The sequence below is a fragment of the Aquipuribacter sp. SD81 genome (assembly GCF_037153975.1).
In the GTDB taxonomy this organism is placed as follows: domain Bacteria; phylum Actinomycetota; class Actinomycetes; order Actinomycetales; family JBBAYJ01; genus Aquipuribacter.
On sequence record NZ_JBBAYJ010000012.1, the window covers coordinates 73,942 to 86,664 of the forward strand.

Below are 12,723 nucleotides of genomic sequence, written 5' to 3' on the forward strand. Positions count from 1 at the left end.
CCGACGTTCGTCGTCGAGACGCTGCGCCTGTGCGTGGTCGTCTTCCTGGCGGGCGTGGGCGCCCACCTGGGAGAGCTCGTCGGTGACGAGGCGGGCGGGACGGGACTTCCGCTGTCCGGCGCGACCCTCGGCGTGCTGCTGGGGGCGTGCCTGGGCTACGTGCTGGGCGGCTGGCTGGCCCGGCGCGTGGCGCGCGGGGTCGGCCACGCCGACCGGCTCTTCGCCGGGCGGTCCGCCGAGCAGCTGCTGTCCGGGCTGCTGGGTGCCGCGGTGGCGGTCCTGGCGGCCGGCTTCGTCACGTGGCCGCTGCTCGTGCTCGGCCGCCCGCTCGTGGTGCTGCCGGTGTTCGTGTTCGTCCTCGTCGTCGCCGGGACGGTCGGCTACCGGCTGGGTCTCGCGCGGCGCGAGGGCGTGCTGCGTCTCGTGGGCTCCGCCCCGCCGGGCACGGCGGCCGCGGAGTCCGGCCCGACCTCGGCCCGGCTGCTCGACACGTCCGTCGCCGTCGACGGCAGGGTCGTCGACGTCGTGCGGGCCGGGTTCCTCCACGGGCGGCTCACCGTGCTGCAGCCGGTCCTCGACGAGCTCCAGCACCTCGCGGACTCCGGCGACGACGGGCGGCGCGCGCGGGGGCGGCGGGGCCTGGACGCGCTCACGGCGCTGCGCAACCTGCGCGAGGTCGACGTCGAGGTCGTCGAGGACCCCGCGCCGGAGCTCGACGAGGTCGACGCCAAGCTCGTGCGGGCGGCGCTGCGGCGCGGGGAGCCGCTGCTCACGCTCGACACCAACCTCGCCAAGGTGGCCGCGCTCGCCGGCGCCCGCGTCATGAACCTGCACGCCCTCGCCCTCGCGCTGCGCCCCCCGGTGGGCGCGGGCGACACGGTGACGGTCGCCCTGCTGCGCGCCGGACGCGAGCCCGGGCAGGCCGTCGGGTACCTCGACGACGGCACCATGGTGGTCGTGGAGAACGCGCGACGTCACGTGGGGCAGGACCTCCCCGTGACCGTCACGAGCGTCCTCCTCACCGCGAACGGGCGCATGGTCTTCGCGCGCCCGCACGCCGCACCGGAGCCGCGCGCGCGTGCCTGACCTGCCTGGCGTGCCCGACCTGCCCGGCGACCTGCCCGGCGACCTGCCCGGCGACCTGCCCGGCGACCTGCCCGGCGACCCGGCCGGCGGCGCGAGCGGTCCCCGGGCGGGCGCCGCGGGCGGCGCCACCCTCGTCGTCGTGCCCCTGCCGGCGCACGCGGCGGACCGCGCGCTCGTGCTCGGGCGCGGCCCGCTGCCCGACGGCGAGACGCTCGTCGAGCGGGCCACCGCGACGGCACGGACCGTCGCCGGCGCGGCCGGCGGCGCCGCCCCCCGGGTCGAGGTCGTCGAGCCGGGTGACCTGTGCGAGGTCCTCGCCCGCGCCGGGACGGCGACCGAGGTCGTCGTGCTCGACCCGCTGTGCGCTCTCGTGCCGCCGGCCGACGTGGCCGCCGTCGCCGCGCGCTCGCGGACCGGCGGCCGGTGCGCGGCCGCGGTGCTGCCCGTGACCGACACGCTCAAGGCGGTGCACCGCGACGGCGACCGGGTCGTCGTGGACGCGACGGTCGACCGGGAGGCCTGCCTCGGCGCGGGCACGCCCGTCGTCGTGCCGGCCGGGACCGTGCTCAGCGCCCCGGTCCCGCTCGGCGACCCCGCCGCGACGCTCGCGGCGCTGCGCGCGGCCGCGACCGTCGACCTCGTCCCCGTGACGGGCGCCGCGCGGCGCGTGCACACCCCGGAGGACGCCGAGGTCCTCGCCCTGTCCCTCGACGCCGCGGCCGCGGGCTGAGCCGCGGGTCGCGGTCGCGCGGTGGGGCCGGGGCGTCAGACCCGCCCGGCCGCCTCGTCCGTGGTCCCGGTCGCCGCCTGGCCCCCCGCCCGGCCCGCCGCCTCGTCCGCCGCCTCGGCCGCGAGCAGGGCGGAGGCCAGGGGCAGGTCCGGCGCGAACGTCACCTTGAGGTTGCGCGGGCTGCCGGGCACGCCGACCACCACGAGGTCGGTGTAGCGCTCGACGCAGGCCGCGGTGTCGGTCCCGGTGAAGCCGTCGGCGTCGGCGCGCCGGTACGCGGCGACGAGCGGCGCCGCGGCGAACGCCTGCGGGGTCTGCACGGCCGCGACGTCGGCGACGGCACCGGCGAGCAGCACGTCGCGTCGCGGCACGACGGGCAGCGCCGCCCCCGAGCGGGCCGCCGTCGCCACCACGTCGTCGAACAGCCGCCGCGGCGCGAGCGGACGGGCCGCGTCGTGGACCACGACGACGTCGAGCGCGCCCGCGGCGACGTCGGCCTCGAGGACGCGCAGCGCGTTCCGCTCCGAGCCGTGCCGGGTCCCACCGCCCGCCACGACGTCGACCGGGCGCGGCCCCGGGCACGAGGCGACAACGGCCCGGACCGCGTCGAGCTCGTCGGCGCGGCCCACGACGACCGTCCGCACGCACCAGGGCGCGTCGGCGACGCGCCGCAGCGACCACGCGAGGACCGGTCGTCCCGCCACCGGCGCGAGCACCTTGTTGAGCACGCCGCCCGCACGGGTGCCGCTCCCGCCCGCCAGCACCACCAGCGCGGCCCGGACACCGGCCCGCGCCGTGGTCCCCGCGTCGGTCCCGGCGTCGCCCACGCGCGCACGGTAGACCGTCGCGACCGACCGGCCCTCGCCGTCACCGGGACGGCGCGGTTGGATGCCGTCGTGAGCCCGACGCCCTCGCGACCACCCCGCGGCACCACGGACCGGACCGGCGCGCCGTGACCGGCGGCCTGCCGGACCTGAGGGTGGGCAACGGCGTGGACGTCCACGCCTTCGCCGCCGACGTGCCGTGCCACGTCGCGGGGCTGCACTTCCCCGAGGAGCCCGCCGGGCTCGCCGGGCACTCCGACGGCGACGTGGCGGCCCACGCCGCCTGCGACGCCCTGCTGTCCGCCGCGGCGCTCGGCGACCTCGGGGCGGTCTTCGGCACGAGCGACCCCCGCTGGTCCGGGGCGTCCGGCACGACGCTGCTCGCGGAGACCGCGCGGCGGGTGCGCGAGGCCGGGTGGCGGGTGGTCAACGTGTCGGTGCAGGTGGTCGCCGCCCGACCGCGGCTCGGGCCGCGCCGGGCCGAGGCCCAGCAGGTGCTGTCCGAGGCGGTCGGGGCGCCCGTCTCGGTGTCCGGCACCACGAGCGACGGCCTCGGGCTGACCGGCCGGGGCGAGGGGGCCGCCGCCCTCGCGACGGCCCTGCTCGTGCGCGGCGTGACCGGGGGCGACCGGTGAGCACGCGGGTACCCCTCGCGGGCGAGCCCGACGAGCGGCCGCTCGCCCCTCGCGAGGAGCTCGAGCGGGTCGCGTTCCTGCTCGAGCGCGCGCAGTCGGCGACCCCGCGGGTCAAGGCCTTCCGGACCGCGGCCGCGGTCGTGGGCGGGCTGGCGGACGACGAGGTGCGCCGGCTCGCCGACGAGGGGGGCCTCACGGGGCTCGCGGGCATCGGCCCGCGCACCGCCGAGGTCGTCACCGAGTCCGTCCGCGGTGAGGTGTCGGGGTACCGCGCGGCGCTCGAGGCGCAGGTGGGGCCGCTCGTCGCGGACGGCCACGCCCTGCGGGCGGCGCTGCGGGGCGACCTGCACAGCCACACCCTCGCCAGCGACGGCGGCAGCAGCATCGAGACGATGGCACGGACGGCGGCGGCGCTCGGCCACGACTACCTGGTGGTCACCGACCACTCCCCCCGCCTCACCGTGGCGAACGGGCTGTCGCCGGAGCGGCTGCTCGCGCAGCTCGACGAGATCGAGCAGGTGCAGGAGCGCCTCGACGCCGACGGGGTGCCGCTGCGCGTGCTCAGCGGCATCGAGGTCGACATCCTCGACGACGGCAGCCTCGACCAGACCGACGAGCTGCTCGCCCGGCTCGACGTCGTCGTCGCCTCGGTGCACTCCAAGCTGCGGATGGACGCCGACGCCATGACCCGGCGGATGCTGCGCGCCGTGCAGGACCCGCACGTCGACGTGCTCGGGCACTGCACGGGACGGCTCCTCGGCGGGCGGGCGGGTGACTCCCCCGGCGCCAGCCGCGGCCGCGGCGGGCGCCCGCAGTCGGAGTTCGACGCCGAGCGCGTCTTCGCCGCGTGCGCGGCGGCGGGGACGGCCGTGGAGGTCAACGCCCGCCCCGAGCGCCTCGACCCGCCCACCGACCTGCTCGCCCTCGCCGCCGACGCGGGGTGCCTGTTCGCCGTCGACTCCGACGCGCACGCGCCCGGGCAGCTGGACTGGCAGCAGCTCGGCTGCGCGCGCGTGGAGCACGCGGGCATCGACGCCGACCGCGTCGTCGACACGTGGGACCTCGACCGGCTGCTCGCCTGGACCCGCGGCTGACCCGATCCCGGTCCCCGGCCAGGCGGCATAGGCACAGCGCGCACGACGGGTTACCGTGAGTGGCGATGAGGCTGGACGTGCCGACGCCCACCCTGCCGGCAGGGTGCCTCGTGCGAGCCCTGCGACCGGCGGACACCGCCCGCACCGCGCGCCTGCACCGCCGCCTCCTGCCCAACGGCCTGTTCCCGCGCCTCGGGCAGGCCTTCGTCCGGCGCTGGCACCGCACGTTCCTCGACACCCCCGCCGCGCTCGGCCTGGGCGTCGTCCGCTCCGGCGAGGTCGTGGCCTTCGTGCTCGTGACGCTCGACCAGCGCCTGTACCTGCGGCACGTGCTGCGCACCCACCGGACGGCGCTGCTGTGGCGGGGCGCGCTCGGCCTGCTCGTGCGCCCGGCGGTGCTCGTCCGGTTCCTGCGCACCCGGGTGCGTGCCTACGCCCGCCACCTGCTGCCGCGCCGCCTGCGCGCGGGGGCCGCCGCGCAGGCCGGCCCCGCGCCCGGGCCCGACGGGACGCCGCGACCCGGGCGCCGGGTCCGGGTCGCGGTCGTGCACGCCGTCGTCACCGTGCCCGGGGCGCGCGGGCTGGGGCTCGCGCGGGCGCTGCTGGAGACCGCGGTGGCGGCGGCGGCCGCCGCGCGCGCCGACCACGTCGCCCTCGTCACCGACTGCTCCGACCCCGACCTCGGGCTCCCGCCGGAGGGCGCCGCCGCGATGTACGAGCGGCTCGGCTGGACGCGCGCCGAGGTGCGCCGCCACCGCGACGGCCGGTGGGTGGCGGAGTACCGGCTCCCGCTCGCGCGCGTCACCACGCCGGGCACCGTCCTCGACCTGACGGCCGGCTCCGCGCCGGTGGGCGCCGACGGGCGCCCCGAGGGCCGGGCGTGAGGCGCGGGGACCGGACGGGGCGCAACGGGGACGGCGGCGAGGGGCGCTGGAGCCGGCGCGGCCTGCTGCTCGCCGCCGCGGCCGCGGGCGGCAGCGGCCTCGCGGCCTGCTCGGCGCGGCCCGGCCCGGACGTCGCCGCGCCGACCGTGACCTCCACCGTCACCACGGGCGGGCCGACCGTCACCGTCGAGGCGACACCGCCGCCGCGGACGGTGACCGCGGCGCCCGAGGCCCCACCCGTGCCGACCCTGCCCGACCGGCCGGCGCCGTACGAGGTGCTGCCCGGCGAGATGCTCGCGGCCTGCAAGCGGGACGCGGTCCGCTTCCTCGAGGCCGTCATGTCGGTCGACGACCTCGGCCGCGACGACGACGCCCTCGCCGAGCGCCTCGCCCCGACCGGGCAGGACCCCGGCGTCGCCCGGCCGCTGCTCGGGCTCCTGCCCCAGCGGGGGCCGGCGGCGCTGCGCGTGACGTACCCGCAGTACGGCGGGCTGAACGCCGAGGAGGACCGGGCGAGCCAGATGGTCCTCGGCGACCTGCTGCTGCTGGACGGGGCGGGCGACCTCGTGCGCCGGCCGTTCGGCGCCGACGTGCGGCTGAGCCGCGACGGCGACCGCTGGGTGGTGACGTCGGTGCAGCCGGCCTTCCCCGACCCGCCGCTGCCGCCGCTGCCCGGGCCGGTCCAGGCCCTGCTGGAGGACGACCGCGTCGAGCTGTCCGGCATCGCCGCCGCCGACCTCCGCTCGGGCGTCGTCCACGAGTCGGTCGCCCTCGCGCTCACCGAGCTCGCGGCGCGCTGGCGAGTCCGGGTCCACGTCCTGTACTCCGCCCACCCCGTCAACGTCTTCGCCACGACGAGGCCGTCCGCGCACACCGTCGGGCGCGCGGTCGACGTCACGGCCCTGGACGGGCTGTGGGTCGTGGACCGCGAGCGCGCCCCGTGGCGGGCGTTCATGGCGGCGGCCCTCGAGGCCGGCGCCACCGACATCGGCGGGCCCGCGGAGCTGCGGCCGGCGGAGCGGTACTTCACCGACCGGGTCCACCAGGACCACGTCCACCTCGGGTTCCCGCTGCCGCCGGACCGTCGGGTCTGAGGCGGTCGCGGCCCGCGGGGGCCCGCGGCTGCGGCCCGCCGCAGCGCGGGCCGGGGGGTTGCCCCCACTGCCGGACCGCTCGGGGCGGACGTACCGTGGTGGCATGTCCGCTGCAGCCCGCTGGCTCGTGCCCGCCGCCGTCACCGCCGTCGTGGTGGGGGGCGGGGTCGCCGCGTCCGCCTCCTCCGACGCCACCCCGGACCTGCCGGAGCGCAGCGCCGAGGACCTGCTCGTCGCCGTCGCCGAGGCCGAGCCCGAGCCGTTCTCCGGCACCGTCCGGACCGTCGCCGCCCTCGGCCTGCCGGACCTGTCCGGGCTGGCCGGCGCCGCCGGCGGCGCCGGACCGGAGCAGACGTCCACCGACCCGACCGCCGTGCTCACGCGCCTGCTGTCGGGCGAGAACGAGCTGCGCGTGTGGGTCGGGGGCCCGGAGCAGCAGCGGGTGTCGCTCGTCGACGACTTCACCGAGCTCGACGTCGTCCGCGACGGCGACGTCGTGTGGACGTACTCCTCGAGCGAGGACACCGCGACGCGGTTCGACCTCGCCGAGGCACGCGCCGACGCCGAGGCCGCGTGGGCGGAGAAGGAGGCCTCGCTCACCGACTCCGAGCGCGCGGCCCTCGAGGAGCACCTCGCGGAGCTCCGCGCCGGCCTCGAAACCGCCGAGGACCCGTTCGCCGGCATGACGCCCGACGAGGTCGCCCGCACGCTGCTCGCCGACGTCGAGGACACCGAGGTCGCCGTCGGCACCCCGCGCGTCGTCGCGGGCCGGGACGCCTACACGCTGACCGCGACCCCGCAGGACGACGAGACCCTCGTCGGCACCCTCGAGGTCGCCGTCGACGCCGAGACGGGGCACGTGCTGCAGGTGTCGGTCGGCGCCCGCGGCCAGGGCGAGCCCGCCTTCGTCACCGGCTTCACCTCGCTCGACCTCACGGCGCCGGACGCGTCGGTGTTCGACTTCTCCCCCGCGCCCGGCACGACGGTCGTGGAGCCGCAGGCCGAGCCGCGCGAGGACGAGACCGCCGCCCCGCACGCGGAGGCCGGCGCGGCGAGCGACGCGCCGGAGCCCGTCGTGCACGGCGAGGGCTGGTCGACCGTCCTCGAGCTCGCGGCCCCCGAGGCCGGTGCCGACTGGCGGATGGAGCTGGGTGACGGCGCCGCCGCGGGTGGGCCCGAGGTCCGCGAGGGCGACCTGCCTGAGGGCGCCGGGGACCCGGCCGCCCTGCTCGAGGGCCTCACGGCCGAGGTCGACGGCGGCCGCGTGCTCACGAGCACGCTGCTGAGCGTCCTGCTCACCGACGACGGCCGCGTGCTCGTCGGGGCGGTCGAGCCCGCGGTGCTGCAGCGCTACGCCGGCTGACCGGGCGGTCCAGCGGGTGAGCGACCTCGCGGTCCGCACCACCGGCCTCACCAAGCGCTACGGGCAGCAGGTCGCCGTCGACGGCGTCGACCTCGCCGTCCCGGCCGGGGCCGTGTACGGCTTCCTCGGCCCGAACGGGTCCGGGAAGACCACGACCATCCGGGTGCTGCTCGGCCTCGCCCGTCCCAGCGGCGGCGAGGTCGAGCTGCTCGGCTCGCCCATGCCCGCGTCGTGGCGCGACGTGCTACCGCGGGTCGGCGCGCTCGTCGAGGGGCCGGCGTTCTACCCGTGGCTGTCCGGGCCGGCGAACCTCGCCCGGCTCGACGCCGCCGACCGCGACGCCGACCCGCGCACCCGCCGGGCGCGGGTGGGGGCGGCGCTGGAGCGGGTCGGGCTCGCCCGCGCCGGGCGCAAGCGCGTGAAGGCGTACTCGCTCGGCATGAAGCAGCGCCTCGGGATCGCCGGGGCGCTGCTGCGCCCGCGGGACCTGCTCGTGCTCGACGAGCCCACCAACGGCCTGGACCCGCAGGGCACGCGGGAGGTGCGCACGCTCGTCCGCTCGCTCGCGGCGGACGGCACGACCCTCGTCGTCTCCTCGCACCTGCTCGCCGAGATCGAGCAGGTGTGCAGCCACGTCGGCGTCATGAGCGGCGGCCGCCTCGTCGCGCAGGGCACCCTCGCCGGGCTCGCCGAGGAGAGCGAGCGCGAGCTCGTGCTCCTCACGCCCGACCCGGACGAGGCCCGCCGCGTGCTGCAGGCGCGGGGTCTCGGCACCACCGCAGGCGCCGGGGCCGCGTACGACCGCGCGGCGACGCTCGTCGCGGCGCTGCCGCGCGACGGCGCACCTGCCGTGGAGGACGTCGTGGCCTCGCTCGTGACCGCCGGGGTGCGGGTGCGGGGCGTGCACGTGCGGGCGCAGACGCTCGAGGAGCGCTTCGTCGAGCTCACCGGGGAGGGGTTCGAGGTCCGTGGCTGACACCGGGGCGGCGACCGGAGGCGGTACCCGGCGACGGGTCGTCGACCCGCTGCTCGTCAGCGAGCTCGCGACGATGTTCACCCGGCGCCGGCACCTGGCGATCCTCGCGGTGCTCGCGGCCGTGCCCGTGCTCATCGCGGTGGCCGTGCGGCTGTCCGACCCCGTGGGTGCCGGCGACGGACCCCCGTTCCTCGACCGGGTCACCCAGAACGGGCTGTTCGTCGGGCTGACGGCGCTCGTCATCTGCGTCCCGCTGTTCCTGCCGCTGGCCGTGGGGGTCGTCGCGGGCGACGCGGTCGCCGGCGAGGCCGGCACCGGGACCCTGCGCTACCTGCTGCTGTCCCCGGCCGGGCGGACCCGGCTGCTCGCGGTCAAGCTCGCCGGCGTCGTCGCCTTCTGCCTGGCCGCGACGCTGACGGTCGTGCTCACCGGCGCCGCGGTCGGGCTCGCCGTCTTCGGCGCGCAGGACGTCGCCGTGCTGTCCGGCGGGACGATCACCCCGTGGGAGTCCTTCGGGCGCGCGCTGCTCGCGGCCGCCTACGTGACGGTGTCGCTCGTCGGGCTCGGCACGGTCGGGGTCTTCATCTCCACGCTCACCGACGTGCCGGTCGGCGCGATGGCGGCGACGGTCACCGTCGCCGTGGTCGCGCAGGTGGTCGGGCAGATCCCGCAGGTGGAGGTCGTGCACCCGTGGCTGCTCACGTACCGCTGGTTCGAGGTCGCCGACGTGCTCCGGGACCCCGTGGCGTGGGAGTCCTTCCGCCTCAACGCGCTGCTGCAGGCGGGCTACGTCGCGGTGTTCGGCGCGCTCGCGTGGGCGAGGTTCACCTCGAAGGACGTCCTCAGCTGACGAACGTCCGGACTCGTCGGGCTCTCCCCCACTGCTAGCCGCACGTGCGGACGGCTAGCGTGGTGTCGTGCCGCAGATGAGGATCGGAGAGGCCGCCGCGCTGCTCGGCGTCAGCGACGACACGGTCCGGCGGTGGGTGGCCCACGGCCGGCTCGCCGCCTCGCGCGACGCCGCCGGCGTCCGCGTCGTCGACGGCGCCGCCCTCGCCGCGCTCGCGCACGAGGTGGCCCGGACCCCGCCCGTCGGGGAGCGGACCCGACCCAGCGCGCGCAACCGGCTCACGGGTCTCGTCACCCGCCTCACCGTCGACACCGTCATGGCGCAGGTAGAGGTGCAGGCGGGGCCGTACCGCCTCGTCTCGCTCGTCTCGCGCGAGGCCGTCGAGGAGCTCGGGCTCGAGGTCGGGTCGCGGGTGGCCGCGGTCGTCAAGGCCACCGACGTCGGGCTCGAGGTCCCCACGTGAGGCCCTCCGGCGGGCTCGTCGTCACCCTCCTCGCCGCCCTCACCGGTGCGGTGGCCCTGCTGACCGCGTGCGGCGCGGCCGCGGACCCCGCGGGACCCGCCGCCGGGGCGCAGGACCCGGCGAGGGACACTCCGCGGGACACGACGCTCGTGGTCCTCGCGGCCGCCTCGCTGTCCGACGTGCTGCCCGACGTCGGCCGGACCTTCGAGGAGCAGCACCCCGGCACGACCGTCACGTTCTCCTTCGCCGGCAGCTCGGGCCTCGTGCAGCAGGTGCTCGCCGGGGCCCCCGCCGACGTCCTCGTGACGGCGTCGGCGCAGACCATGGCCCGGGCCGTCGACGCGGGCGCGGTGGCCGGCGAGCCCGTCGTCGTCGCCACCAACCACCTCGTGCTCGCGGTGCCCGCCGGCAACCCGGCAGGCGTCGACGGGCTCGCCGACCTCGCCGCCGACGACCTGCTCGTCGCGCTGTGCGCCGAGCAGGTGCCGTGCGGGGCCGCCGCCGAGCGCGTGCTCGACGCGGCGGGCGTGACCGCCGCACCGGACACGCTCGAGCAGGACGTGCGTGCCGTCCTCAGCCGGCTGCGGCTCGGCGAGGTCGACGCCGGGCTCGTGTACGCGACCGACGTCGCCGCCGCCGACGGGGCGGTGGAGTCCCTGCCGCTGCCCGCCGACCTGCAGGACGCCGCCGCCACCGACTACCCGGCCGCGGTCCTCGCCGGCGCCGCCGAGCCGGCGGCCGCCGGCGAGCTCGTCGACCTCCTCGCCTCCGCGACCGGGGCCGCGGCCCTCCGCCGGGCCGGCTTCGAGGTGCCGTGACGGACCACGGCCGGCGGGCGACGGTGCCGTGGACCCTCGCCGTGCCCGGGGCCCTCGCGGTCGCGCTGCTCGTGCTGCCGCTGCTCGCCCTCGTCGTGCGCACGCCGTGGTCGCGCCTCGGCGAGGTCGTCACCGACCCGCAGGTGCGGCAGGCGCTCGGGCTGTCGCTCGGCACGGCGACGGTCTCGACCCTGCTGTGCCTGCTGCTCGGTGTGCCGCTGGCGTGGCTGCTCGCGCGCACCTCGCTGCCGGGCCGGCGTGTCGTGCGGGCGCTCGTCACGGTCCCGCTCGTCCTGCCGCCGGTGGTGGGGGGCGTCGCGCTCCTGCTGCTGCTCGGCCGCAACGGCCTGCTCGGCCGCCCGCTCGACGTGTGGTTAGGCGTCACGGTGCCGTTCAGCACCGCCGCGGTCGTCCTCGCGCAGACCTTCGTCGCCCTGCCCTTCCTCGTCGTGAGCGTCGAGGGGGCGCTGCGCACGCTCGACGGCCGGCTCGAGGACGCGGCCGCCACCCTCGGGGCGTCCCGCGCCTTCACGTTCCGCCACGTCACCCTGCCGCTCGTGGTGCCGGGGCTCGCGGCCGGGGCGGTGCTGTGCTTCGCCCGGGCGCTCGGCGAGTTCGGCGCCACCATCACCTTCGCCGGCAGCCTGCCCGGCACGACCCGCACCACCCCGGTCGCGGTCTACCTGTTCCTCGAGACGGACCCGGACGCCGCCGTCGTGCTCTCCCTCGTCCTGCTCGCCGTCTCGGTGACCGTCCTGCTGCTCCTGCGCGAACGCTGGTGGGCGGTGGGCCGGTGACGCTGCGGGCCGACGTGCGCGTGCGCCGCGGGGCGCTCGACCTCGCCGTCGACCTCGGCGTGGCGGCGGGCGAGGTCGTCGTGGTGGTCGGCCCCAACGGGGCGGGCAAGTCGACGCTGCTGCAGGCCGTCGCCGGCCTCGTGCCGCTGCTCGCCGGCCGCGTCGAGTGCGGCGGCCGGGTGCTCGACGAGCCCGCGCGTGGCCGGCACGTGCCGGTGCCGCAGCGCCGGGTCGGGCACGTCTTCGCCGACCACCTGCTCTTCCCCCACCTCGACGTGCTCGACAACGTCGCGTTCGGGCTGCGCGCCGCGGGCCTGCCGCGGGCGAGGGCCCGCGACGCGGCCCGGCCGTGGCTGGCCCGGCTCGACCTCACCGGCCTCGCGGACCGGCGCGCGGCCCGGCTCTCGGGCGGGCAGCAGCAGCGCGTCGCCCTCGCACGCGCCCTCGCGGCCGGTCCCGACGCCCTGCTGCTCGACGAGCCGCTCGCGGCCCTCGACGCAGGGACGCGGCTGCTCGTGCGGACCGAGCTGCGCCACCACCTCGCCGAGGTGGGCGTGCCGACCGTCGTCGTCACGCACGACCCCGTCGACGCGCTCGTGCTCGGTGACCGGGTCGTCGTGCTGGAGGGCGGCCGCGTCGTGCAGGCGGGCGCGCCGCGCGACGTCGCGCGTGCCCCGCGGACCGACTACGTGGCGCGGCTCGTGGGCCTCAACCGGTGGGAGGGCGTCGCGTCCGGGCACCGCGTCCGCCTGCCCGGCGGCAGGGAGGTCACCGTGACCGGCGCACCCCACGGGCCGGTGCTGCTCACCTTCGCCCCGAGCGCCGTCGTGCTCTTCGGTGCGCGACCCCCCGCGACGTCGGTGCGCAACGTGTGGCAGGCGGACGTGCGGGGCCTGGAGCCGCGTGCGGACACCGTCCGCGTGCAGCTGCTCGCCGACGACGGCACCGAGGCGACGGCGGAGGTGACGGCCCTCGCGGCGGCCGACCTCGGGCTCGCGCCCGGACGGCGGGTGTGGGTGGGCCTCAAGGCGACGGAGGTCGCCGTCCACCCGGCGTGAGGGTGGCGCCGTCCACCGCCGGAGCCGCGAGGCTCCCGCGCACGGGCGCGC

The 12,723-nt window shown here is 78.4% G+C and carries 14 protein-coding genes; 13 read left to right on the top strand and 1 reads right to left on the bottom strand.

The window, feature by feature from the left end:
• The first annotated feature begins 33 nt into the window (after positions 1-33).
• Positions 34-1,086: a PIN/TRAM domain-containing protein gene (locus WAA21_RS09200; RefSeq protein ID WP_336922486.1), complete on the top strand. Its 1,053-nt coding sequence runs from the start codon at positions 34-36 to the stop codon at positions 1,084-1,086.
• The gene (locus WAA21_RS09205; protein ID WP_336922487.1) at positions 1,079-1,816 is read left to right on the top strand and encodes a 2-C-methyl-D-erythritol 4-phosphate cytidylyltransferase; all 738 of its coding nucleotides are present in this window, start codon (positions 1,079-1,081) and stop codon (positions 1,814-1,816) included. Before WAA21_RS09200 ends, WAA21_RS09205 begins: the two co-directional genes overlap by 8 nt.
• A gap of 35 nt (positions 1,817-1,851) precedes the next feature.
• Here the strand turns inward: WAA21_RS09205 and WAA21_RS09210 are convergent, their stop codons facing one another.
• Positions 1,852-2,643: an IspD/TarI family cytidylyltransferase gene (locus WAA21_RS09210; RefSeq protein ID WP_336922488.1), complete on the bottom strand. Its 792-nt coding sequence runs from the start codon at positions 2,641-2,643 to the stop codon at positions 1,852-1,854.
• Positions 2,644-2,768: 125 nt separating this feature from the next.
• Between WAA21_RS09210 and ispF the strand changes: the two genes are divergently transcribed.
• From ispF to WAA21_RS09265, 11 genes are all read left to right on the top strand, one after another.
• Entirely contained in the window at positions 2,769-3,275 is a 507-nt protein-coding gene (gene ispF, locus WAA21_RS09215; RefSeq protein WP_336922489.1) for a 2-C-methyl-D-erythritol 2,4-cyclodiphosphate synthase, read from the top strand.
• A complete protein-coding gene (locus WAA21_RS09220; RefSeq protein WP_336922490.1) occupies positions 3,272-4,369 on the top strand; it encodes a PHP domain-containing protein in 1,098 nt (365 codons plus the stop codon). The genes ispF and WAA21_RS09220 overlap by 4 nt, the downstream gene beginning before the upstream one ends.
• Positions 4,370-4,434: 65 nt before the next feature.
• Positions 4,435-5,253, top strand: a complete 819-nt coding sequence (locus WAA21_RS09225; protein WP_336922491.1) for a GNAT family N-acetyltransferase — start codon at positions 4,435-4,437, stop codon at positions 5,251-5,253.
• Positions 5,250-6,347 (top strand): hypothetical protein, encoded by a 1,098-nt coding sequence (locus WAA21_RS09230; protein WP_336922492.1) that lies wholly within the window; start codon positions 5,250-5,252, stop codon positions 6,345-6,347. Before WAA21_RS09225 ends, WAA21_RS09230 begins: the two co-directional genes overlap by 4 nt.
• Positions 6,348-6,450: 103 nt before the next feature.
• Positions 6,451-7,710, top strand: coding sequence for a LolA family protein (locus WAA21_RS09235; RefSeq protein ID WP_336922493.1), 1,260 nt, complete (start codon positions 6,451-6,453; stop codon positions 7,708-7,710).
• 16 nt (positions 7,711-7,726) lie between these two features.
• Positions 7,727-8,686 (top strand): ABC transporter ATP-binding protein, encoded by a 960-nt coding sequence (locus WAA21_RS09240; protein ID WP_336922494.1) that lies wholly within the window; start codon positions 7,727-7,729, stop codon positions 8,684-8,686.
• Positions 8,687-8,759: 73 nt separating this feature from the next.
• On the top strand, positions 8,760-9,536 hold the full coding sequence (locus WAA21_RS09245; RefSeq protein ID WP_336922528.1) for an ABC transporter permease: 777 nt from the start codon (positions 8,760-8,762) through the stop codon (positions 9,534-9,536).
• Positions 9,537-9,603: 67 nt separating this feature from the next.
• Positions 9,604-9,999 carry a TOBE domain-containing protein gene (locus tag WAA21_RS09250; protein WP_336922495.1) on the top strand — a complete coding sequence of 132 codons (396 nt, stop codon included), beginning with the start codon at positions 9,604-9,606 and terminating at the stop codon, positions 9,997-9,999.
• Entirely contained in the window at positions 9,996-10,817 is an 822-nt protein-coding gene (gene modA / locus WAA21_RS09255; protein ID WP_336922496.1) for a molybdate ABC transporter substrate-binding protein, read from the top strand. Before WAA21_RS09250 ends, modA begins: the two co-directional genes overlap by 4 nt.
• Complete coding sequence (locus WAA21_RS09260; protein ID WP_336922497.1) at positions 10,814-11,614, top strand: ABC transporter permease; 801 nt, start codon at positions 10,814-10,816, stop codon at positions 11,612-11,614. Before modA ends, WAA21_RS09260 begins: the two co-directional genes overlap by 4 nt.
• Positions 11,611-12,672: an ABC transporter ATP-binding protein gene (locus WAA21_RS09265; protein ID WP_336922498.1), complete on the top strand. Its 1,062-nt coding sequence runs from the start codon at positions 11,611-11,613 to the stop codon at positions 12,670-12,672. Before WAA21_RS09260 ends, WAA21_RS09265 begins: the two co-directional genes overlap by 4 nt.
• Positions 12,673-12,723 lie beyond the last annotated feature (51 nt).

Coding starts and splice junctions, on each gene's coding strand:
- WAA21_RS09225 (WP_336922491.1), top strand. CDS start 4,435: ATGAGGCTGGACGTGCCGACGCCCACCCTGCCGGCAGGGTGCCTCGTG.
- WAA21_RS09235 (WP_336922493.1), top strand. CDS start 6,451: ATGTCCGCTGCAGCCCGCTGGCTCGTGCCCGCCGCCGTCACCGCCGTC.
- WAA21_RS09245 (WP_336922528.1), top strand. CDS start 8,760: ATGTTCACCCGGCGCCGGCACCTGGCGATCCTCGCGGTGCTCGCGGCC.